This window comes from Sporosarcina sp. FSL K6-3508, from assembly GCF_038615825.1.
GTDB classification, from domain to species: Bacteria; Bacillota; Bacilli; order Bacillales_A; family Planococcaceae; genus Sporosarcina; species Sporosarcina newyorkensis.
On the sequence record NZ_CP152016.1, the window covers coordinates 2466651 to 2485000 of the forward strand.

Here is an 18350-nt window from a genome sequence, read left to right on the forward strand (position 1 = left end):
AAATCCTTGCAGAGTATTTCTGCAAGGATTTTTTTGATTATCGGCTTTTGCTTTTCATCCAATCCACTGCTTCTTTCACTAGTTTGCGGTTCATCTCGGGCGGAATGTAATGGGTAAATCCTTCTAAATACCATGTTTCGTATTCTTTATTGGCATCGCGCAGCGCATTTTCTAGTAACAGTGCTTGCTCAAATGAAACATTTGTGTCCGCCGTTCCATGGATGATCAAAGTAGGTATTTCAATATCGTGCACGCGGAACAAAGCGGTCCGCTCACGATAGGCATCCGGCATATTATTTGGTGTGCCTCCAATTACCCTCTTCATCATTCGCCGCATATCTTCACGTTCTTTATAAGTGAACACGACATCAGACACTCCTGCCCACGTCACCATCGATGTTAAATCCTCACGTAATATGGCGGTCCATAATGCCATAATGCCCCCTCGAGAGAAAGAAAAGAGATGAATCCGTTCTGAATCGACAGACGCTTGCTGTTTCAGTACTTCCACTCCGGCAACCGCATCATTGCGGTCCTCTCCTGCAAACTCGTCCTTCCCCTCGCCCCCTCGGTTGCCCCTATAATAAGGAGCAAACACGACCAAACCGTGTGAAGCAAACTGTGCAATGCGGGCGGGTCGTACCATTCCAACATGTTGGATTCCACCCCGTAAATACAGCAAGCCATCATAACGCCCTTCAGCTGTCGGTGTAGCGAGCAGTCCTTTAACCTGCAAGCCGTCAGACCAATACGTTACCTCTTCCAACCTCACATGAGGATTCGGCGATGGATACTCCTTACGCTTGATAATATCCCCGTCAGTGCGTTCAGTCATTCGCTTCCACCCACTTCCTGAGCTCTCCCATGCCGCGGTCTTTCATATGGAAGCTAAGCTCCGTGCAGGCGGCAAGCTCCGCGTCTGTCATCCAGACAGCGCCTTCTGTCTCAAGTAACGTATAGTCTCGCTCGACATGAACGACATTTCCTGTGAAAACAGCTTTGCAGAAAGGCGGATCGGTAAAGACAACGTATTCTGCAAAGGAGTGTACATTATCAATCGTCACGCCGGTTTCTTCCAATGTTTCTCGAATGGCGGCTTGTTCAATCATCTCGCCTGCCTCCGCTTTTCCTCCTGGAAACTCAATTCCGCGAATTCGATGTTTTGTCAGTAGCCACCGATCATTATGTTTGATCACAACGAGTACATGGCGTGATTCAATCCGGTGTTGATTCGGCCCAAATGTCAGTTCAACGTTGGCACCTTTTAAGTCTTCAAACTTTAGCATATGGCTCACGTCCTTTCCTATAGTGTAGCGGAAAGACGTGTGCCGAATCAACGAAAGAAGGGCAGCTTCTCAATAAAGCGTTTGGATTCATCGTCCGTGTATTCATGAATTAAGGCATAGACTTTCATCATCCGCCGATCGATATCGTGGTTGTCGCGGTCATAGTGGTAAGGTATATATGGCAGATGAGAGCGCAGAAAGTTGCGGAACTCCAAGCGGTCCATTTGGGCAAATAATCGTTCAAAAACAGGGTATGCTTCTTTTGAGACCTCTACTTTATATTCCCACGGGGAGGCGTGCGGATCGATTAGGACTTGCTGATTGGTGACGGAGACATACATCGTGTATTTTTGTTCGCTCATAACCATCCTACTTTCTTTTTTTAGGTAGCATGGCTATAACCGAAAAAAATATTCTAATTTTAAAGGCGAATGATGTGTTTTTGCCTAAGGTAATTCCAGCTTTCTACACCGGGAATTGCGCTTCAGCCAGTACGCTTTCCGTGGGGCATGCGGTGATCCTCCTTCTTACGCGCTATCCCCTGGAAGTCTCATTGAAATATAGATTTGAAAATATTAATAAAAATAATAAAGAGGTGCTTCTTACTTCGATCCTCAAAATCCTAGACAAAAAAACAAAAACCTATTAACCTCCACGAATTGTTAATAGGCTCCATGTTTTTATTTTGCTTGTTCTTCGTAGACAACTCTTTCCACTGCCAACGCGACATTTATATGCACATTGGGATCCAGTGGATGAGGCACCAGATCGTCGCGTTTTGTGCTGTCGACGATGGCAAGTGCCGCCGCAATAAGCATTGGGTAGGTAATGGCTTTTGCATTTGCGTTCAATGCACCGCGGAAGATGCCTGGAAAACCGAGGACGTTGTTCACTAAGCGGCCGTCTGCTGCATAAGCTGCGCCAGCCTCCAAAGCTTCGTCAGGGGCAATTTCCGCATTCGGATTCGACAGTGCCAAGATGATTTGTCCTTTGCGGATCATTTCCGGTTTGATTAAATTTGCAACTCCCGTCGTTGCAATGACGAGATCACATGTCTCCATGATCTCTTCCATTGAATCTGCAACTGTTCCACCAAATCCCGCCAACATGGCCTTGGCTTTCGGGTTCAGGTCGGTCCCCTTCATCTCTTTCACGCCAAAGGCCATGAACATTCTACTGATTGCTAGGCCCGCTGCCCCTAAACCAATTTGTCCGACTAATGCATTTGCTAGGTCCACGCCGACATGTTGACTTGCCGTTAATGCGGCTGCTAGTGCAACGACTGCTGTCCCATGCTGATCATCGTGCATGACGGGAATCGGCAATTCTTTCTTCAAACGTTCTTCGATTTCAAAACAATGAGGTGAGCCGATGTCTTCCAATAAAATCGCACCAAATCCTTTGTGGATATACTTCACTGTTTCTACAACTTGGTCGGGATCACTCGTATCCAATAAAATTGGAACCCCGCTGATGCCGACAAATTGATCAAACAGCACGGCTTTCCCTTCCATTACGGGCATGCCTGCAACTGGGCCAATATCTCCTAGTCCTAGAATGGCCGTTCCGTCCGTTACAATGGCTACAGTATTGGAAATGCCCGTGAAATAATTCGCCTGTTCCGGATCTTCTTGAATTGTTTTACAGACATTCGCAACACCGGGTGTATAGACTCTACGGAGGTCTGCCAGCGAACGAATCTCATGCGTGGCTTTCATATGGATTTTTCCGCCTTCATGCGCCTGAAGAACGTCATCTGTTACAGTATGAACTTTTATGCCGCCTTTTAAATTGTCTATGGCTTCCACGATTTCTTCCAAATGAGCCTTGTCATTGCATTGTAACGCGATTTCTCGAATCGTAGAAAGTGTTCCTACCTTAATCGTCTGGATATCTCCGATGTCGCCGTTCAACTGCCCAATCGCCATCGTTACTTTGCCGAGATTTCCCGGTTTGGAAGGTGTTTCGATTATCAAATTACGCAAAAATTGGCCATGCCCCATAATGGTCAACCTCCTATAAAAGTTATTTAATTTATTTTTTCACAGTGTTTCATTTCGATGCCATCGCTAAAAAAACACACATCTCAATCATACGAGACGTGTGTTTTGCAATCAAGCCTTGATATCCACAGATGCCCCTTTATGGGGATGAGTAGCGGCAGGCAGATTATTCAGCATTTCGGCTGCAGCAGAAGTTTCCATTGAAAGAGCTTTCGTCATAACACTCATTTGAACGGTTGATTGCAAGCTTCTCAACTGACTGGACATGATTGAATTGATATCCATTTCGTTCACTCCTTCCTACTATTCACTTCTTACTATCGGCCGATTTCATGCGAAATGAAGGATTTTCATTCATTCGTTTCGCCTAAAAATGCATTCAGCATCCATTGGTGTTTTTCGATGCTCTGATAAACCGCATTGAGCATATCTTCTGTCATATCATCTGAATCTTTTGAAGCGAGATCCATTCCCTTTTTCAACGATTTCATAATCTTATCAAAATCATCTACTAACGCTTGGACCATATCATTCGCTTTTTCCGTTCCATTTGCCTCGCTCACTACCGAACTTTCCAAATGCTCAGATAGCGTAGCAGTCGGTTTTCCGCCTAATGTCAGTACTCGCTCTGCAATTTCATCCATATGCACTGTCGCTTCGTCGTATAACTCTTCAAATTTTGCGTGGAGAGTAAAGAAATGACTTCCTTTTACATACCAATGATAATTATGCAACTTTGCATACATTACAGACCACGTAGATACTTGCTTGTTCAATTCTTGAATTAATTCCTTAGACATAAAAAAACACTCTCCTAATCATTTTTAAGCTTCTCTCTTTTATTTTACCACTTTTGCCAGTAAACTAAACCTAATTACATCGGAAGGTGATTCATATGTTGAAGAAAGTCTTATTATTAGGTATACGTTTCTATCAAAAGTTCATATCACCTATGTTTCCGCCTTCTTGCCGGTTTTATCCTACCTGTTCACATTATGGAGTAGAAGCAATTGAAACACACGGCGCACTCAAAGGCAGCTGGCTTGCTGTGAAACGAATATTGAAATGTCATCCTTTTCACGAAGGCGGGTTTGATCCAGTCCCAATGAAGAAGTCTAGAAAAAAATGAAGTAAACGAATGTTGCATTCACAAAAATAATCTTGTATGATGAGTAAGTTACCTAAATAGTAATCATTCCTATTACCGTCATGGAGGCCTATTAAAATGAAAAATCGTTACTTTCTCGCAGCTGTTGCCCTATTGCTTTTGCTAAGCGGATGCAGCAAAAAGGCAGTAGATGAAAATGAATCTCCTTCGTCCACTAAGCTTCTTATTTACACGACCGTCTATCCCCTTCAATATTTTACAGAACGTATTGGCGGAGAGTTTGTTGACGTTCAATCCATTTATCCGCCTGGAACAGATGAACACGTTTTCGAACCCACTCAAAAAGATATGATGTCCTTAGCGAAAGCGGATCTGTTCTTTTACGTCGGGCTTGGCTTGGAAGGTTTCGTTCAGAAAACCGAAAAGACGTTGCAAAATGAACATGTGCAACTCGTTTCTATTGCAGATGATATAGACCCGGAAGAGTTGGAGCCAGGACATTCACATGATCACGAAGGTCATTCACATGAACACGAGGAGGAAGACCATAATCACGATCATGGTCATGATTCCGCAGTTGATCCGCATGTATGGATCTCGCCCTTTTTAAGCACGTTGCTCGCCGAGAAGATTAAAGATAAGTTATCCGATGAATTGCCGGAACACGCAGACCAATTCCAAGAAAATTTCGATACACTGTATGACGATTTGGAAAAATTGGATCGCCAATATAAAACAATGGCGGATGAAGCACCGAATAAAACGTTCTTTGTCTCACACGCTGCCTTTGGTTATTTAGCGGATACGTATGGGCTTCAGCAACTTGCTGTCTCGGGACTTGATTCACAAAACGAACCTTCCCAAAAACAGTTGGCTGCACTTGTTCAAGAAGCAAAAGAGAAAGACATTCAATATATTTTATTCGAACAAAATGTCAGCTCTAAATTAGCAGAAGTCATTCAGAAAGAACTCAATGCAGAAGTACTGACTCTGCACAATTTGAGTGTGTTGACAAATGAAGATATCGATAATGATGAAGATTACTTTTCTCTGATGGAACAGAATCTTCAAGTATTAAAAAAAGCATTAAGCAACTAACAGTGGGGTTGACTCCACTGTTTTTTTATAGACTTTTTTTCAATTCGAAACGCATTAACTTATTGGACGCATTGCGCGGCAGCTGATCGACAAATCGAATCTCTTTCGGTACTTTGTAGCGAGCTAAGTGTTGCGCGCAATACGCCAGTATCTCCTCTTCTGAAACCTGATCGCTTATGAGGAAGGCTACTGGGACTTGTCCCCATTGGTCGTCATCTTTTGCGCAAACCCCCGCTTCCCTAACTGCGGGATGTGCCAATAGGACGTTTTCAATTTCAGCAGGATAGATGTTCTCTCCGCCAGAAATAATTAAGTCTGCGCGTCGATCAACGATGAATAAATATCCCTCTTCATCTAAATATCCAGCATCACCCGTAGCGAGCCAGCCATCTTCCGTGAGTGGTGAACGGTTACTTTGGCTTCCAATATACCCTGGTGTGACATGGGGTCCTTTTATAAGGACCTCACCCACTTCTCTCGCCTGATCTGTCCCTTTAATTTTAATCTGATTAAAAAACAGCGGCTTTCCGGCAGATCCTAATTTACGAACAGCATCTGCTTTCCCGAGAGTCGCAGTTTGAGAAGAAGTTTCCGTCATGCCGTACGTCTGTAAAATAGGCAAACCGCACTCAGCAGCCCTTTCTAAATAATCAAGCGGGACGGGCCCACCGCCGACCAGCATCGTCCGGAATGTCGGATGGGCTTTACTGTTCCCTTCTTCTATGACCCGAACAATTTGATCCAATGTCAACGCAACAACTGACATAGCCGTTACTGTTCCTGCTGTAATCTGTGCTGCGGCCTCTTTTGCATCAAATTTTTCGTAAAGTCGCGTCTCCATCCCATAAATAACGGAACGAATGATAATTGATAAGCCGCTAATATGGAATAACGGCATCATACAAAGCCAAGAATCTCGATCCGTTAACCCTAGATTCAACACAGAAGCCAGAGCACTAGATGTATGATTGCCGGCTGTCTGACGCACGCCTTTTGGAACGCCTGTAGTGCCTGAAGTGTACATGACCGAAAGCGTCCGATCTTCTTCCCACAGTTCCACTACCTCGAATTCTTTTCGTTCCGCTTGGCGAATAGTTGAATAGGACAAACATTCCACTCCGTCTAGAATAGGAGTCTGGGTAACCCGGTCATCGATGACCACTATCTCAACTTCCGCATCGTTAATTTGCCATTCTAGTTCGTCTTCAGTAAGTCGGCTATTGAGAAACACTACTTCCACACTCAATAACCAGGACGCATGAATGAATAACACGGTCTCTTCATTGGAATGGCTCAATAAAGCTACTCTATCACCCGATGCAATATTAAAACTATGTAGCTGTTGTGCGATTCCAAGCGACGCTTCGTACAATTCACGGAAATTCCATTGCCCTTCCTTTCCCACCAAAGCGGACAGCTCTGGAGACACCTTCGCACGCTGATGCAACCAATTCGGGATCATCATAAGAAACTACAACCTCCAATTAAAAAGTGTAATGAAAAAGCTGCCCATTATAGGCAGCTTTTAAAACGTTTAAGGGAAACGCGGGAACTGATCGAAGTCCGGTTTGCGTTTTTCTTTAAATGCATCGCGTCCTTCTTTCGCTTCATCCGTTGTGTAATAAAGAAGTGTAGCGTCTCCAGCCATTTGCTGAAGTCCAGCCAGTCCATCCGTATCCGCATTCATTGCAGCTTTCAAGAAGCGCAATGCAGTCGGGCTCTTACTCAACATTTCCTCACACCATTGTACGGTTTCATCTTCCAATTGATCGTAAGGAACAACTGTGTTGACCAGACCCATGTCGAGTGCTTCCTGCGCATCATATTGACGGCATAAGTACCAGATTTCACGCGCTTTCTTATGGCCCACAATACGCGCTAAGTAACCAGATCCGTAACCAGCATCGAATGAACCAACAGTCGGTCCAGTCTGTCCGAAACGTGCATTATCAGCTGCAATTGTCAAATCACAAACAACATGCAGAACGTGGCCGCCACCGATTGCATAACCAGCAACCATTGCGACAACCGGCTTCGGAATTACGCGAATTAAACGTTGCAGATCCAACACGTTCAAGCGAGGAATCTCATCGTCACCCACGTATCCACCGTGACCGCGAACAGATTGGTCGCCTCCTGAACAGAAAGCCTTTTCTCCTTCACCTGTTAACACGATGACACCGATACGTTGATCATCTCTTGCTCGTGAAAATGCATCAATCATTTCAGAAACGGTTTTCGGCCGGAATGCATTTCGCACTTCTGGACGATTGATCGTAATTTTTGCAATGCCGTTGTACATTTCATATTTAATATCATCATATGTACGAAGCGTTTCCCATTGACGGGTCATACTAACTCCTCCTCATTTTCCAACTGTTTTCAGATAGCTCTTTATCATTGTAGCAAATTGCCGCGGTTTTTCCACATGAATTGCATGTCCCGCGTCTTTTATCGTTTCATGCAAGGCATTTGGCAATAATCGTTTCATTTCCCGGGCAATATTTTCAAATTTCTCATCTTCACTTCCCGTGATGAGCAAAACTGGAAACTCAAAATGCGTCAACTCATCCCAATATGATGGCTGACTTCCTGTCCCAATTCCCCTCAGACTATTTGCCAAGCCAAGCGGCTGCTGCTTCAGTCGCTCAAGCCGCACAGCCAGCTGCTTCTCATCCGAAAGTTTTTTTTGCGAATGAAAAAGGGGAATTTCCTGCCAAAAATCGACGAATTTCTCGATTCCTTCATTTTCGATTCGCTCCGCTAACTTTGCGTCTGCAACACAGCGTGTAGTCCGTTCAGCTTCCGTTCCTAAACCAGGTGAACTGCTTTCTAGTATCAAGCCGGCAATTTGGTCGGAATACGTTGCGGCATAGCCAAGCGCTACTCTTCCGCCCATTGAATACCCTAACAGAATGGGCTGCTCAATGTGTAGATCTGCCAATAACTGATGCAAATCTTCAATCTGTTCATTCATTTGATAACGTTCTGGCTCCGTTGGAGAGGCCGTTCTGCCGTGACCAATTAAATCGACCGTGATGACATAATGCTGTGTCAGAAGTATATCGATCGTTTCCCGCCATGTATCTGTTGAGCCCGTAAAGCCATGCAACAGGACAATCGCCGGTAATTGCTCATCTCCATGGCGTTCTACATAGGTTTGAATTCCACGGATGTCCATGACTTCAGCCTTCAATGCATTCCACCCTCTTCGCGATTTCTCGCCATACCGTCCGATGTGCTTCCACATTATCCGCACGATTCGTAAAGACTTCAATCATTCGCAGGCTGGACGTTTTAGTCGCTTGCATTACGTTTTCAAATGCCTCCACTGTAGACACCGCATCATACTGCGCTTCATACATCGCCGCAATATGATTGAATGTCAAATTCGTCGGAGTACCGAATAATTGCTCATAATAGTCTTCCACAGATGCTTGAGGCAGATAGGAGAAGATGCCCCCGCCATTATTATTGACGATGATAATCGTTAAATCTGTCTCCTGTAATCTGGATATGATCAATCCATTCAAATCATGTAAAAACGCCAAATCACCAATTAATAAATAGGTAGTTCGTTTGCGGCCTTCTTGGATACCAAGAGCAGTCGAAACTACGCCATCGATACCATTTGTCCCCCGATTGCAAAATAGCGAAATATCTTTTTCGGTCTTCTTAAAATACGTATCCAAATCACGTATCGGCATACTGCTGCTGCACACGACATCAGCTTTATTAGGCAGATGTGCAATGAACTGACGCACGATATGCCCTTCATCTCCATTAAAATACATTTCATCATTGAGCACATCAGTGGAAATCTGGTTCGCTTGAAGCCATTGATTTGTATAGTCAGTCCGTTCAAGACAGACATCCATCTCCTGCCAAACACTCCTTGCTGTAGTTTGCAAATGATGCGTTGTCAGACCTAAGGGATCGCGATAATTTGGGGATTCATCCACTACAATATATGTTTTTGGACAGACCCTCTTTAAAAACAACGTTAATGGCTTAGAAACAGGCTGTGGTCCGAAACGGATGACACAGTCTGGCTGTACCCCTTCGCTAAATGTTTCACTTTTTAACAATGCGTCATATTGATCGATACATAAATCGATACAGTCAGCTGGTACCTGCGAACGCAAATTGGATAGCGGGTCACATAATACCGGCCACTGAAGCGACTTAGCAAATTGCCAGAACTGCTCTTTCTGCAATTCAGGCGGCTGTTCACCGATGATCAAAATACCTCGCTTTGACTTAGTTATCGCTTGCTGTAAGAAATCCTTCATGTCATTAGACAACGAGGCTTCACCGATGAATTGCTGTTGGAACCTGCTGACCGGTGCCTGTCCTTCTAAATCAATTAGCAACGGCTCCCGAAACGGCACATTCAGATGGACTGGACCCTGTGGTGCAGTTTTCGCAACAGCAAGCAGCCGGACTGCCCGCTGTTCCATGTAATTCAGAATTTCTGCACGGTTTTCGGGAACAGGAAAGTCTACACTTTCTTTAACGTGCTCCCCAAACATACGAATTTGGTCTATCGCCTGCGGAGCACCGACTTCACGCAGTTCATGCGGACGGTCTGCGGTGATGACAATAAGAGGCAGACGAGCATAATAGGACTCTGTTACTGCCGGATGATAATTCGATGCAGCAGTACCCGACGTACATAGCAGAACGACTGGCCGTCCAGTCGCTTTCACCAGTCCGAGTGCATAAAATGCTGCAGAACGTTCATCTGTTTGAATAAAAGTCTGCATATCTTCGGACTTTGAGAATGCATAAGCAAGCGGCGTCGATCTGGAACCTGGACTGATGACCGCCTTATTGGCTCCTTGTTGCACCAAAGTTTCTGTTAGACGAAGCACATAGTTCGTCAATCCTGCACGATGATCATTCATGTAAACTTCCTCCGAGCGCACGCAAAACAGGTCTGAATTTTACCCATGTTTCCTTATACTCTTCAGTCGGCATGGAATCCGCCACGATACCTCCGCCTGCATATAGATAGGCATCTTTGCCAGACAGCAGTCCTGAACGAATTGCGACAGCAAACTCTCCATTTCCTGCTGCATCCGTCCAACCAATCGGTCCTGCATAAAACCCTCTGTCCATTTGCTCTTCATCCCGGATGATCGCAAGCGCCTTCTTGCGCGGAACCCCGCCGAGGGCAGGCGTCGGATGAAGGGCTTCCACAAGACGGAAAATGTCCTGATCTTCAGCTAATTTTCCTACCACTGGTGTGAATAAATGTTGAATATCTCGGACCTTCAATAGTTTTGGTGTTTTATTCACATGCAAGGAGGAACAGAACTCAGAAAATACTTCCGTAATCATATCTACTACATATTGATGTTCTTCCCGATTTTTCTTGTCACGCAGCAATTGTTCGCCAAGCTGCTGATCTTCAAGGGCTGTTTTTCCACGATGTATGGAGCCGGCTACACAGGCTGAATATGCTTGTCCTTTTGAAATTTCCACAAGTCGCTCAGGAGTCGCACCAAAAAACATCTCTTCTCCTATTTGCAAACCGAAATGATAGCTCGCTTGCTGTTCATTCGTAATTGCGTGCAGGGCAGTTGCTTTTTGAAATTCCTCTTCAAAAGACAATTTGATCTTACGCGCAATGACAACTTTCTCCGCCACCTGCGCTTTAATTTGGGAAGTCACATTCTCGACTGCCTCCATATAGCGATCAGTAGCCAATTCCGTCTGTGAAACGATCGCTGGTTTACCTTGTAATGTGAACTCGTCTACTTGCGCGATATGAAGCAAGCGGTCACGTTCTTGACGCAGCCCTTCAAACTGAGCAGCTGCCTCTAGCTCGTCTGTAACATAATTGATCGATACGTATGTCTTACCGTTATCAATTTTCAATTGAATCAAAGGCACCGTGAAATACGCTGCCGGGAATGCAGTCCATTCATCATCCTGTCTCGTTTGTGGATCGAATGAAAACCCTCCGAACAGCACGGGATCCATATCTTTTTCCTCTTTGATCAGTCTTCCACAAAGGGCTTTCCATTGTCTGGATATCGATTGAAAGCGGTGTGTGTCAGCAGTCAGCACGGCTGCCTGACCAACGCCAACCAGCTTGACTGTTTTATCTGCATTTTGCCAAAAAAAACGATGATCGCCATAATGTGAACGCCCTGCTTCAAAAAAGGCAAGCGGATCAAGCGTTTCCACTTCTATTGTTTCCGTAAAAAAACGAGCTTCCGTTCCTACAGTCTGACCTAAATTCGCTCGATCGGTCAATTTCCGGTTCATCCTACTCTCTCCTTACTATCATTCAATATGTTGTCGATAAATTTCTTCCAGCCATATAGTAGCCGGACTATAAGTACCTCTATTCTATCACATCGAATGCTTTACTTAGTATGATAAGTCTTCCTGTTCTCGAGGTCCTTCGACAAATGCGTTCGGTTGACCAATCACCATACCTAACAGATTGCTTTTGTTGTATAATAGTAAGTATTGATTATAATTAAGGAGAGATTACACGTGCAATACACAATAGAATCTACTACCGGCTGGCGCGTTTGGTGGCAGCTCACAAGACCGCACACATTAACCGCAGCCTTTGCACCTGTCTTTTTAGGCACCATGATCGCACTGCAATATGGAGCCATTCATTTTCCGCTATTCCTGGCTATGCTGACGGCAAGCTTATTCTTGCAAATGGCAACGAATATGTTCAATGAATACTACGACTTCAAGAGGGGGCTCGATGATGAGCACTCTATCGGCATTGGCGGCACAATTGTACGAAATGGCGTGAAACCGAAAACTGTCCTTAATTTAGCATTGCTATTATATGGCCTGTCGGTTCTTCTAGGCATCTACATTTGCATGCAAACTTCCTGGGTTCTTGCAGTAGTTGGATCCATCGCCATGTTGATCGGCTATCTTTATACCGGCGGTCCCTACCCCATCGCATATACACCATTTGGTGAGTTAGTATCCGGTTTTGTTATGGGAATGCTGTTGATTTTAATTGCTTTCTTCATACAGACAGGAACTATTACAGGAAATGCAATCTTACTGTCCGTGCCAAGTATGCTGCTCGTCGCAGCGATCATGATGGCAAACAATATACGTGATATCGTAGGAGACACCAAAGGCGGCCGCAAGACATTAGCAATTCTGACAGGACGCTCAAATGCTGTCACCATACTCGCCTCATTCTTTATCGTGTCCTATGTTTGGATTATCGTACTTGTTCTTACTGGTCATGTATCCGCTTGGGCTTTACTTGTTCTTCTAAGTATACCTAAACCGCTTCATGCAATTAAAACGTTCAGGCAATACGAGCAACCGATTCACGTGATGCCGGCTATGAAAGACACAGGAGTGACCAATACATTGTTTGGATTTCTTCTCGGCATCGGAATACTTATCGCTCATTTCATCTGAATAAACCATATCTCAAACGTCTACACTGCAAAAGGGTAGGCGTTTTTTTGTTGGAAAGGTTTACGCTTCCTAAGAAACAGGGAATGACTGAAGTAATAAAGCTTTCCCCAAACGCCATTACTATTTAAGGAAAGCCATACAGAAAGGGTCGTGAATGAATTGCTAACTACACAACAAATACAAACTTTAGAAAAAGAACTACATGCTATGGAAGAACGTTTAACCCAGACCGAAAAGGAAACAGAGATGGTGCAGTCAGCCCAAGATTCGGTTGGAGAGCTATCAATGTACGATAATCATCCAGCTGATATGGGAACTGAATTGTATGAACGTGAAAAGGATCTAGCGCTGAACACACATGCGGAAGACGAGCTGGGAAAAGTCCAGCATGCACTCCAGGCTATCAAAGACGGAACGTACGGGACGTGTGAAGTATGCGGAAAGAACATTCAATACGAACGTTTAGAAGCCATTCCGTATACAACTGTATGTATTGAAGATGCAGAACAATCCGTTCCCGAGGATCGTCCAGTAGAGGAAGATATTTTAATTATGGCAGAACCGAATTCATTTGCCGAACGTAGATCCGGTGACAGAAGAGATTACGAAGACAGTTTTCAAGAAATCGCAAGGTCCGGCACTTCCGAAACTCCTTCCGATTTTAGCGGTAATGAAAATCGTGATTATGATGATCTTTATGATGATGATAGTGACGAAGCTACAGAGGAATATGAAGATTTTGCTGTATCAGATATCACAGGTGAACCTGCTGGCGTCGTACACAGTGAGGAATCAGAAGAATACAAAGAAGAGCTCGATGCAGAAGGGTTAGAATCACCTCTTGGCGATATACCTTATCATAAAGGCGACAGTTATGTAGATGATAAAAAATAAAGAAAAAAGGCTGGTACTGAAAGTTATTGTAACTTTCAGCACCAGCCTTTCCATATGTAATAATATAACCGGGCAAGAGACTCGGAGAACCGCGAGTATCGTCGAAATGAACCTTAAAGCTTTCAGACCACACGCTGCTGCTAATTTTATATTTAGCAATCTACTAAATAAAAAGAGACAATGCACAATTATATGTGCATTGTCTCTTTTTGGTATGACCCCTACGGGATTCGAACCCGTGTTACCGCCGTGAAAGGGCGGTGTCTTAACCGCTTGACCAAGGGGCCAAAACGTATGGCGGAGAAGGAGGGATTCGAACCCTCGCGCCGCTTTCGCGACCTACACCCTTAGCAGGGGCGCCTCTTGAGCCACTTGAGTACTTCCCCATATTGGCTCCGCAGGTAGGACTCGAACCTACGACCGATCGGTTAACAGCCGATTGCTCTACCACTGAGCTACTGCGGAATGGTGGGCCTAAGTGGACTCGAACCACCGACCTCACGCTTATCAGGCGTGCGCTCTAACCAGCTGAGCTATAGGCCCCTAATGGAGCGGGTGAAGGGAATCGAACCCTCATCATCAGCTTGGAAGGCTGAGGTTTTACCACTAAACTACACCCGCATTAATGGTGGCTCAGGACGGAATCGAACCGCCGACACAAGGATTTTCAGTCCTTTGCTCTACCGACTGAGCTACTGAGCCACATTGTAATTCTTTAAAATAAAAATGGCGGTCCCGACGGGAATCGAACCCGCGATCTCCTGCGTGACAGGCAGGCATGTTAACCGCTACACCACGGGACCTTGGTTGCGGGGGCAGGATTTGAACCTGCGACCTTTGGGTTATGAGCCCAACGAGCTACCACTGCTCCACCCCGCGACAATAAAATAATTTCAAACTTCTTTTTCAACCCGACTACATTATTGTAACATAACAAGTTAGCAAAGTAAAGGGTTTGTTTTAATAAATATGGCGGAGGAAGAGGGATTCGAACCCCCGCGGGCTTTAACACCCCTGTCGGTTTTCAAGACCGATCCCTTCAGCCGGGCTTGGGTATTCCTCCGTACATTAATTAAACTGGTGGACCTTGCAGGACTCGAACCTGCGACCGGACGGTTATGAGCCGTCTGCTCTAACCAACTGAGCTAAAGGTCCTTAGATAGCGGCGGAGGGGATCGAACCCACGACCTTACGGGTATGAACCGTACGCTCTAGCCAGCTGAGCTACGCCGCCACAATTAGTCAGTTATAAACTTATATTATTGGTGGAGCCTAGCGGGATCGAACCGCTGACCTCCTGCGTGCAAGGCAGGCGCTCTCCCAGCTGAGCTAAGGCCCCAATAAGTGGTCGGGAAGACAGGATTCGAACCTGCGACCCCTTGGTCCCAAACCAAGTGCTCTACCAAGCTGAGCTACTTCCCGACTATGTTATGTATAATTTGATTAAATATGGCGCGCCCGGCAGGAGTCGAACCCACAACCTTCTGATCCGTAGTCAGACGCTCTATCCAATTGAGCTACGGGCGCATATTTATAAATGGTGCCGAGAACCGGAATCGAACCGGTACGGTAGTCACCTACCGCAGGATTTTAAGTCCTGTGCGTCTGCCAGTTCCGCCACCCCGGCAAGAGTGGATAAGCGGAAGACGGGATTCGAACCCGCGACCCCGACCTTGGCAAGGTCGTATTCTACCACTGAACTACTTCCGCAAAAAAAGTGCGGGTGAAGGGAGTCGAACCCCCACGCCCGAAGGCACTAGATCCTAAGTCTAGCGTGTCTGCCAGTTCCACCACACCCGCAGTATGTCGGCATTTGCCAATAAAGTGGTGAGCCATACAGGATTCGAACCTGTGACCCTCTGATTAAAAGTCAGATGCTCTACCAACTGAGCTAATGGCTCGTACATAAAATGGTGCCGGCGAAAGGACTTGAACCCTCAACCTACTGATTACAAGTCAGTTGCTCTACCAGTTGAGCTACACCGGCAAAAGTGTAGAAAATATGGTGGAGGATGACGGGCTCGAACCGCCGACCCCCTGCTTGTAAGGCAGGTGCTCTCCCAGCTGAGCTAATCCTCCTGGGTAAAATTGCGATAATCTTCGCATTGCTATGTCTGCTAAATTCCTTCATTTTCTATGACCACTTTATTATGTATGAAGAACTAAATTGTAGATTGTAAATCAAAAGAAAGTGATTGCCTGGCGACGTCTTACTCTCACAGGGGGAAGCCCCCGACTACCATCAGCGCTGAAGAGCTTAACTTCCGTGTTCGGTATGGGAACGGGTGTGACCTCTTCGCTATCGTCACCAGACTTGTCCTTCTGTCGGACATTTACTATTATAACACTTATTTCAAATAAAGCAAGTGTTATTTTATTTTTTTAGTGAATTTCTGTTCACTCAAAACTGAATAAAAGACATTGTGTACCTCAAGTAGTACTTCTTAAAATAGGTTAAGTCCTCGATCGATTAGTATCTGTCAGCTGCACACGTCGCCGTGCTTCCACCCCAGACCTATCCACCTCATCATCTTTGAGGGATCTTACTTACTTGCGTAATGGGAAATCTCATCTTGAAGGGGGCTTCATGCTTAGATGCTTTCAGCATTTATCCCGTCCATACATAGCTACCCAGCGATGCCTTTGGCAAGACAACTGGTACACCAGCGGTATGTCCATCCCGGTCCTCTCGTACTAAGGACAGCTCTTCTCAAATTTCCTGCGCCCGCGACGGATAGGGACCGAACTGTCTCACGACGTTCTGAACCCAGCTCGCGTGCCGCTTTAATGGGCGAACAGCCCAACCCTTGGGACCGACTACAGCCCCAGGATGCGACGAGCCGACATCGAGGTGCCAAACCTCCCCGTCGATGTGGACTCTTGGGGGAGATAAGCCTGTTATCCCCGGGGTAGCTTTTATCCGTTGAGCGATGGCCCTTCCATGCGGAACCACCGGATCACTAAGCCCGTCTTTCGACCCTGCTCGACTTGTAGGTCTCGCAGTCAAGCTCCCTTATGCCTTTGCACTCTACGAATGATGTCCAACCATTCTGAGGGAACCTTTGGGCGCCTCCGTTACTCTTTAGGAGGCGACCGCCCCAGTCAAACTGCCCACCTGACACTGTCTCCTGCCCGGATCACGGGCATGGGTTAGAAGTCCAATACAGCCAGGGTAGTATCCCACCAACGCCTCCTCCGAAGCTGGCGCTCCGGAATCCAAGGCTCCTACCTATCCTGTACAGGCTGCACCGGAATTCAATATCAGGCTACAGTAAAGCTCCACGGGGTCTTTCCGTCCTGTCGCGGGTAATGCGCATCTTCACGCATATTATAATTTCACCGAGTCTCTCGTTGAGACAGTGCCCAGATCGTTACGCCTTTCGTGCGGGTCGGAACTTACCCGACAAGGAATTTCGCTACCTTAGGACCGTTATAGTTACGGCCGCCGTTTACTGGGGCTTCAATTCAGAGCTTCGCTTGCGCTAACCCCTCCTCTTAACCTTCCAGCACCGGGCAGGCGTCAGCCCCTATACGTCACCTTACGGTTTTGCAGAGACCTGTGTTTTTGCTAAACAGTCGCCTGGGCCTATTCACTGCGGCTCTCTCGGGCTATTCACCCTACCAGAGCACCCCTTCTCCCGAAGTTACGGGGTCATTTTGCCGAGTTCCTTAACGAGAGTTCTCTCGATCACCTTAGGATTCTCTCCTCGCCTACCTGTGTCGGTTTGCGGTACAGGCACCTCCCGCCTCGCTAGAGGCTTTTCTTGGCAGTGTGAAATCAGGGACTCCGGAGACAATTCTCCTTGCCATCACAGCCTAGTGTTATATGAGAACGGGATTTGCCTCGTTCTCCACCTCACTGCTTAGACACGCAACCAACTGCGTGCTCACCCTATCCTACTGCGTCCCCCCATTACTCAAACGGCGGGGAGGTGGTACAGGAATATCAACCTGTTGTCCATCGTCTACGCCTATCGGCCTCGACTTAGGTCCTGACTAACCCTGAGCGGACGAGCCTTCCTCAGGAAACCTTAGGCATTCGGTGGAAGGGATTCTCACCCTTCTTTCGCTACTCATACCGGCATTCTCACTTCCAAGCGCTCCACCAGTCCTTCCGGTCTAGCTTCAACGCCCTTGGAACGCTCTCCTACCATTGACTTGCGTCAATCCACAGTTTCGGTGATCCGTTTAGCCCCGGTACATTTTCGGCGCAGCGCCACTCGACCAGTGAGCTATTACGCACTCTTTAAATGATGGCTGCTTCTAAGCCAACATCCTGGTTGTCTGGGCAGCGCCACATCCTTTTCCACTTAACGGATACTTGGGGACCTTAACTGGTGGTCTGGGCTGTTTCCCTCTCGACGATGGATCTTATCACCCACCGTCTGACTCCCAAACATAAATCATCGGCATTCGGAGTTTGTCTGAATTCGGTAACCCGGGATGGGCCCCTCGTCCAAACAGTGCTCTACCTCCGAGATTCTTTCGTTTGAGGCTAGCCCTAAAGCTATTTCGGAGAGAACCAGCTATCTCCAGGTT

15 protein-coding genes, 20 tRNA genes and 2 rRNA genes (1 of these 37 only partly in view) are annotated in these 18350 nt (G+C 46.2%); 4 read left to right on the forward strand and 33 right to left on the reverse strand.

The window, feature by feature from the left end; translation table 11 throughout:
- Nucleotides 1–37: 37 nt before the first annotated feature.
- The 6 genes from MKX97_RS12185 to MKX97_RS12210 all read right to left on the reverse strand — a co-directional run bounded on the left by MKX97_RS12185 (nt 38) and on the right by MKX97_RS12210 (nt 4089).
- Nucleotides 38–835 (reverse strand): prolyl oligopeptidase family serine peptidase, encoded by a 798-nt coding sequence (locus MKX97_RS12185; protein WP_009497977.1) that lies wholly within the window; start codon nt 833–835, stop codon nt 38–40.
- Nucleotides 828–1286 carry an NUDIX domain-containing protein gene (locus MKX97_RS12190; RefSeq protein WP_009497978.1) on the reverse strand — a complete coding sequence of 153 codons (459 nt, stop codon included), beginning with the start codon at nt 1284–1286 and terminating at the stop codon, nt 828–830. Before MKX97_RS12190 ends, MKX97_RS12185 begins: the two co-directional genes overlap by 8 nt.
- Before the next feature lie 47 nt (nt 1287–1333).
- On the reverse strand, nt 1334–1648 hold the full coding sequence (locus MKX97_RS12195; protein WP_040759391.1) for a hypothetical protein: 315 nt from the start codon (nt 1646–1648) through the stop codon (nt 1334–1336).
- Between the two features lie 318 nt (nt 1649–1966).
- A complete protein-coding gene (locus MKX97_RS12200; RefSeq protein WP_342536090.1) occupies nt 1967–3289 on the reverse strand; it encodes an NAD-dependent malic enzyme in 1323 nt (440 codons plus the stop codon).
- 111 nt (nt 3290–3400) lie between these two features.
- Nucleotides 3401–3574, reverse strand: a complete 174-nt coding sequence (locus tag MKX97_RS12205; RefSeq protein ID WP_009497982.1) for a putative motility protein — start codon at nt 3572–3574, stop codon at nt 3401–3403.
- Nucleotides 3575–3639: 65 nt separating this feature from the next.
- Nucleotides 3640–4089, reverse strand: coding sequence for a DNA starvation/stationary phase protection protein (locus tag MKX97_RS12210; protein WP_009497983.1), 450 nt, complete (start codon nt 4087–4089; stop codon nt 3640–3642).
- 98 nt (nt 4090–4187) lie between these two features.
- Between MKX97_RS12210 and yidD the strand changes: the two genes are divergently transcribed.
- Nucleotides 4188–4418 (forward strand): membrane protein insertion efficiency factor YidD, encoded by a 231-nt coding sequence (gene yidD, locus MKX97_RS12215; RefSeq protein WP_040759683.1) that lies wholly within the window; start codon nt 4188–4190, stop codon nt 4416–4418.
- A gap of 96 nt (nt 4419–4514) precedes the next feature.
- A complete protein-coding gene (locus tag MKX97_RS12220) occupies nt 4515–5495 on the forward strand; it encodes a zinc ABC transporter substrate-binding protein (RefSeq protein WP_342536091.1) in 981 nt (326 codons plus the stop codon).
- Between the two features lie 25 nt (nt 5496–5520).
- On the opposite strand, the gene MKX97_RS12225 is transcribed toward MKX97_RS12220, so the two are convergent.
- From MKX97_RS12225 to MKX97_RS12245, 5 genes are all read right to left on the reverse strand, one after another.
- On the reverse strand, nt 5521–6960 hold the full coding sequence (locus MKX97_RS12225) for an o-succinylbenzoate--CoA ligase (RefSeq protein ID WP_342536092.1): 1440 nt from the start codon (nt 6958–6960) through the stop codon (nt 5521–5523).
- Between the two features lie 69 nt (nt 6961–7029).
- The gene (menB, locus tag MKX97_RS12230; RefSeq protein ID WP_009497987.1) at nt 7030–7848 is read right to left on the reverse strand and encodes a 1,4-dihydroxy-2-naphthoyl-CoA synthase; all 819 of its coding nucleotides are present in this window, start codon (nt 7846–7848) and stop codon (nt 7030–7032) included.
- A gap of 12 nt (nt 7849–7860) precedes the next feature.
- The gene (menH, locus tag MKX97_RS12235) at nt 7861–8691 is read right to left on the reverse strand and encodes a 2-succinyl-6-hydroxy-2,4-cyclohexadiene-1-carboxylate synthase (protein ID WP_139366016.1); all 831 of its coding nucleotides are present in this window, start codon (nt 8689–8691) and stop codon (nt 7861–7863) included.
- Nucleotides 8681–10402, reverse strand: coding sequence for a 2-succinyl-5-enolpyruvyl-6-hydroxy-3-cyclohexene-1-carboxylic-acid synthase (menD, locus tag MKX97_RS12240; protein ID WP_342536093.1), 1722 nt, complete (start codon nt 10400–10402; stop codon nt 8681–8683). The genes menH and menD overlap by 11 nt, the downstream gene beginning before the upstream one ends.
- Nucleotides 10395–11771, reverse strand: a complete 1377-nt coding sequence (locus MKX97_RS12245) for an isochorismate synthase (protein WP_342536094.1) — start codon at nt 11769–11771, stop codon at nt 10395–10397. Before MKX97_RS12245 ends, menD begins: the two co-directional genes overlap by 8 nt.
- A 234-nt stretch (nt 11772–12005) precedes the next feature.
- Between MKX97_RS12245 and MKX97_RS12250 the strand changes: the two genes are divergently transcribed.
- Entirely contained in the window at nt 12006–12917 is a 912-nt protein-coding gene (locus MKX97_RS12250; protein WP_342536095.1) for a 1,4-dihydroxy-2-naphthoate polyprenyltransferase, read from the forward strand.
- 150 nt (nt 12918–13067) lie between these two features.
- Entirely contained in the window at nt 13068–13811 is a 744-nt protein-coding gene (locus MKX97_RS12255; protein WP_342536096.1) for a TraR/DksA C4-type zinc finger protein, read from the forward strand.
- A 215-nt stretch (nt 13812–14026) separates the two neighbouring features.
- Here MKX97_RS12255 and MKX97_RS12260 read toward each other — a convergent pair.
- The 22 genes from MKX97_RS12260 to MKX97_RS12365 form a co-directional block, all read right to left on the reverse strand.
- Nucleotides 14027–14098 (reverse strand) — tRNA-Glu (locus MKX97_RS12260).
- A gap of 8 nt (nt 14099–14106) precedes the next feature.
- A tRNA-Ser gene (locus tag MKX97_RS12265) sits at nt 14107–14197 on the reverse strand.
- Nucleotides 14198–14201: 4 nt separating this feature from the next.
- A tRNA-Asn gene (locus MKX97_RS12270) sits at nt 14202–14276 on the reverse strand.
- A 1-nt stretch (nt 14277) separates the two neighbouring features.
- Nucleotides 14278–14354: transfer RNA gene (locus tag MKX97_RS12275), tRNA-Ile, on the reverse strand.
- Between the two features lie 4 nt (nt 14355–14358).
- Nucleotides 14359–14432: transfer RNA gene (locus MKX97_RS12280), tRNA-Gly, on the reverse strand.
- A gap of 5 nt (nt 14433–14437) precedes the next feature.
- A tRNA-Phe gene (locus MKX97_RS12285) sits at nt 14438–14513 on the reverse strand.
- Nucleotides 14514–14538: 25 nt separating this feature from the next.
- Nucleotides 14539–14614, reverse strand: a tRNA-Asp gene (locus MKX97_RS12290).
- Nucleotide 14615: 1 nt separating this feature from the next.
- A tRNA-Met gene (locus tag MKX97_RS12295) sits at nt 14616–14690 on the reverse strand.
- A gap of 91 nt (nt 14691–14781) precedes the next feature.
- Nucleotides 14782–14874: transfer RNA gene (locus MKX97_RS12300), tRNA-Ser, on the reverse strand.
- A gap of 15 nt (nt 14875–14889) precedes the next feature.
- Nucleotides 14890–14966: transfer RNA gene (locus tag MKX97_RS12305), tRNA-Ile, on the reverse strand.
- A gap of 5 nt (nt 14967–14971) precedes the next feature.
- Nucleotides 14972–15045: transfer RNA gene (locus MKX97_RS12310), tRNA-Met, on the reverse strand.
- A 29-nt stretch (nt 15046–15074) separates the two neighbouring features.
- Nucleotides 15075–15150 (reverse strand) — tRNA-Ala (locus MKX97_RS12315).
- 6 nt (nt 15151–15156) lie between these two features.
- Nucleotides 15157–15233 (reverse strand) — tRNA-Pro (locus MKX97_RS12320).
- A 28-nt stretch (nt 15234–15261) separates the two neighbouring features.
- Nucleotides 15262–15338 (reverse strand) — tRNA-Arg (locus tag MKX97_RS12325).
- An 11-nt stretch (nt 15339–15349) separates the two neighbouring features.
- A tRNA-Leu gene (locus MKX97_RS12330) sits at nt 15350–15438 on the reverse strand.
- An 11-nt stretch (nt 15439–15449) separates the two neighbouring features.
- Nucleotides 15450–15521: transfer RNA gene (locus tag MKX97_RS12335), tRNA-Gly, on the reverse strand.
- Between the two features lie 8 nt (nt 15522–15529).
- Nucleotides 15530–15611 (reverse strand) — tRNA-Leu (locus tag MKX97_RS12340).
- A 25-nt stretch (nt 15612–15636) separates the two neighbouring features.
- Nucleotides 15637–15712: transfer RNA gene (locus MKX97_RS12345), tRNA-Lys, on the reverse strand.
- 10 nt (nt 15713–15722) lie between these two features.
- Nucleotides 15723–15798 (reverse strand) — tRNA-Thr (locus MKX97_RS12350).
- Between the two features lie 16 nt (nt 15799–15814).
- Nucleotides 15815–15890 (reverse strand) — tRNA-Val (locus tag MKX97_RS12355).
- 118 nt (nt 15891–16008) lie between these two features.
- Nucleotides 16009–16124: ribosomal RNA gene (rrf, locus tag MKX97_RS12360) — 5S ribosomal RNA — on the reverse strand.
- Nucleotides 16125–16261: 137 nt separating this feature from the next.
- A 23S ribosomal RNA gene (locus MKX97_RS12365) occupies nt 16262–18350 on the reverse strand; it runs 837 nt beyond the window's last position.

Excerpts from the sequence above, each read along its gene's own strand:
- MKX97_RS12185 (WP_009497977.1), bottom strand. The coding sequence starts at position 835 with ATGACTGAACGCACTGACGGGGATATTATCAAGCGTAAGGAGTATCCA.
- MKX97_RS12190 (WP_009497978.1), bottom strand. The coding sequence starts at position 1,286 with ATGCTAAAGTTTGAAGACTTAAAAGGTGCCAACGTTGAACTGACATTT.
- MKX97_RS12195 (WP_040759391.1), bottom strand. The coding sequence starts at position 1,648 with ATGAGCGAACAAAAATACACGATGTATGTCTCCGTCACCAATCAGCAA.
- MKX97_RS12200 (WP_342536090.1), bottom strand. The coding sequence starts at position 3,289 with ATGGGGCATGGCCAATTTTTGCGTAATTTGATAATCGAAACACCTTCC.
- MKX97_RS12205 (WP_009497982.1), bottom strand. The coding sequence starts at position 3,574 with ATGGATATCAATTCAATCATGTCCAGTCAGTTGAGAAGCTTGCAATCA.
- MKX97_RS12210 (WP_009497983.1), bottom strand. The coding sequence starts at position 4,089 with ATGTCTAAGGAATTAATTCAAGAATTGAACAAGCAAGTATCTACGTGG.
- MKX97_RS12220 (WP_342536091.1), top strand. The coding sequence starts at position 4,515 with ATGAAAAATCGTTACTTTCTCGCAGCTGTTGCCCTATTGCTTTTGCTA.
- MKX97_RS12225 (WP_342536092.1), bottom strand. The coding sequence starts at position 6,960 with ATGATGATCCCGAATTGGTTGCATCAGCGTGCGAAGGTGTCTCCAGAG.
- menB (WP_009497987.1), bottom strand. The coding sequence starts at position 7,848 with ATGACCCGTCAATGGGAAACGCTTCGTACATATGATGATATTAAATAT.
- menD (WP_342536093.1), bottom strand. The coding sequence starts at position 10,402 with ATGAATGATCATCGTGCAGGATTGACGAACTATGTGCTTCGTCTAACA.
- MKX97_RS12245 (WP_342536094.1), bottom strand. The coding sequence starts at position 11,771 with ATGAACCGGAAATTGACCGATCGAGCGAATTTAGGTCAGACTGTAGGA.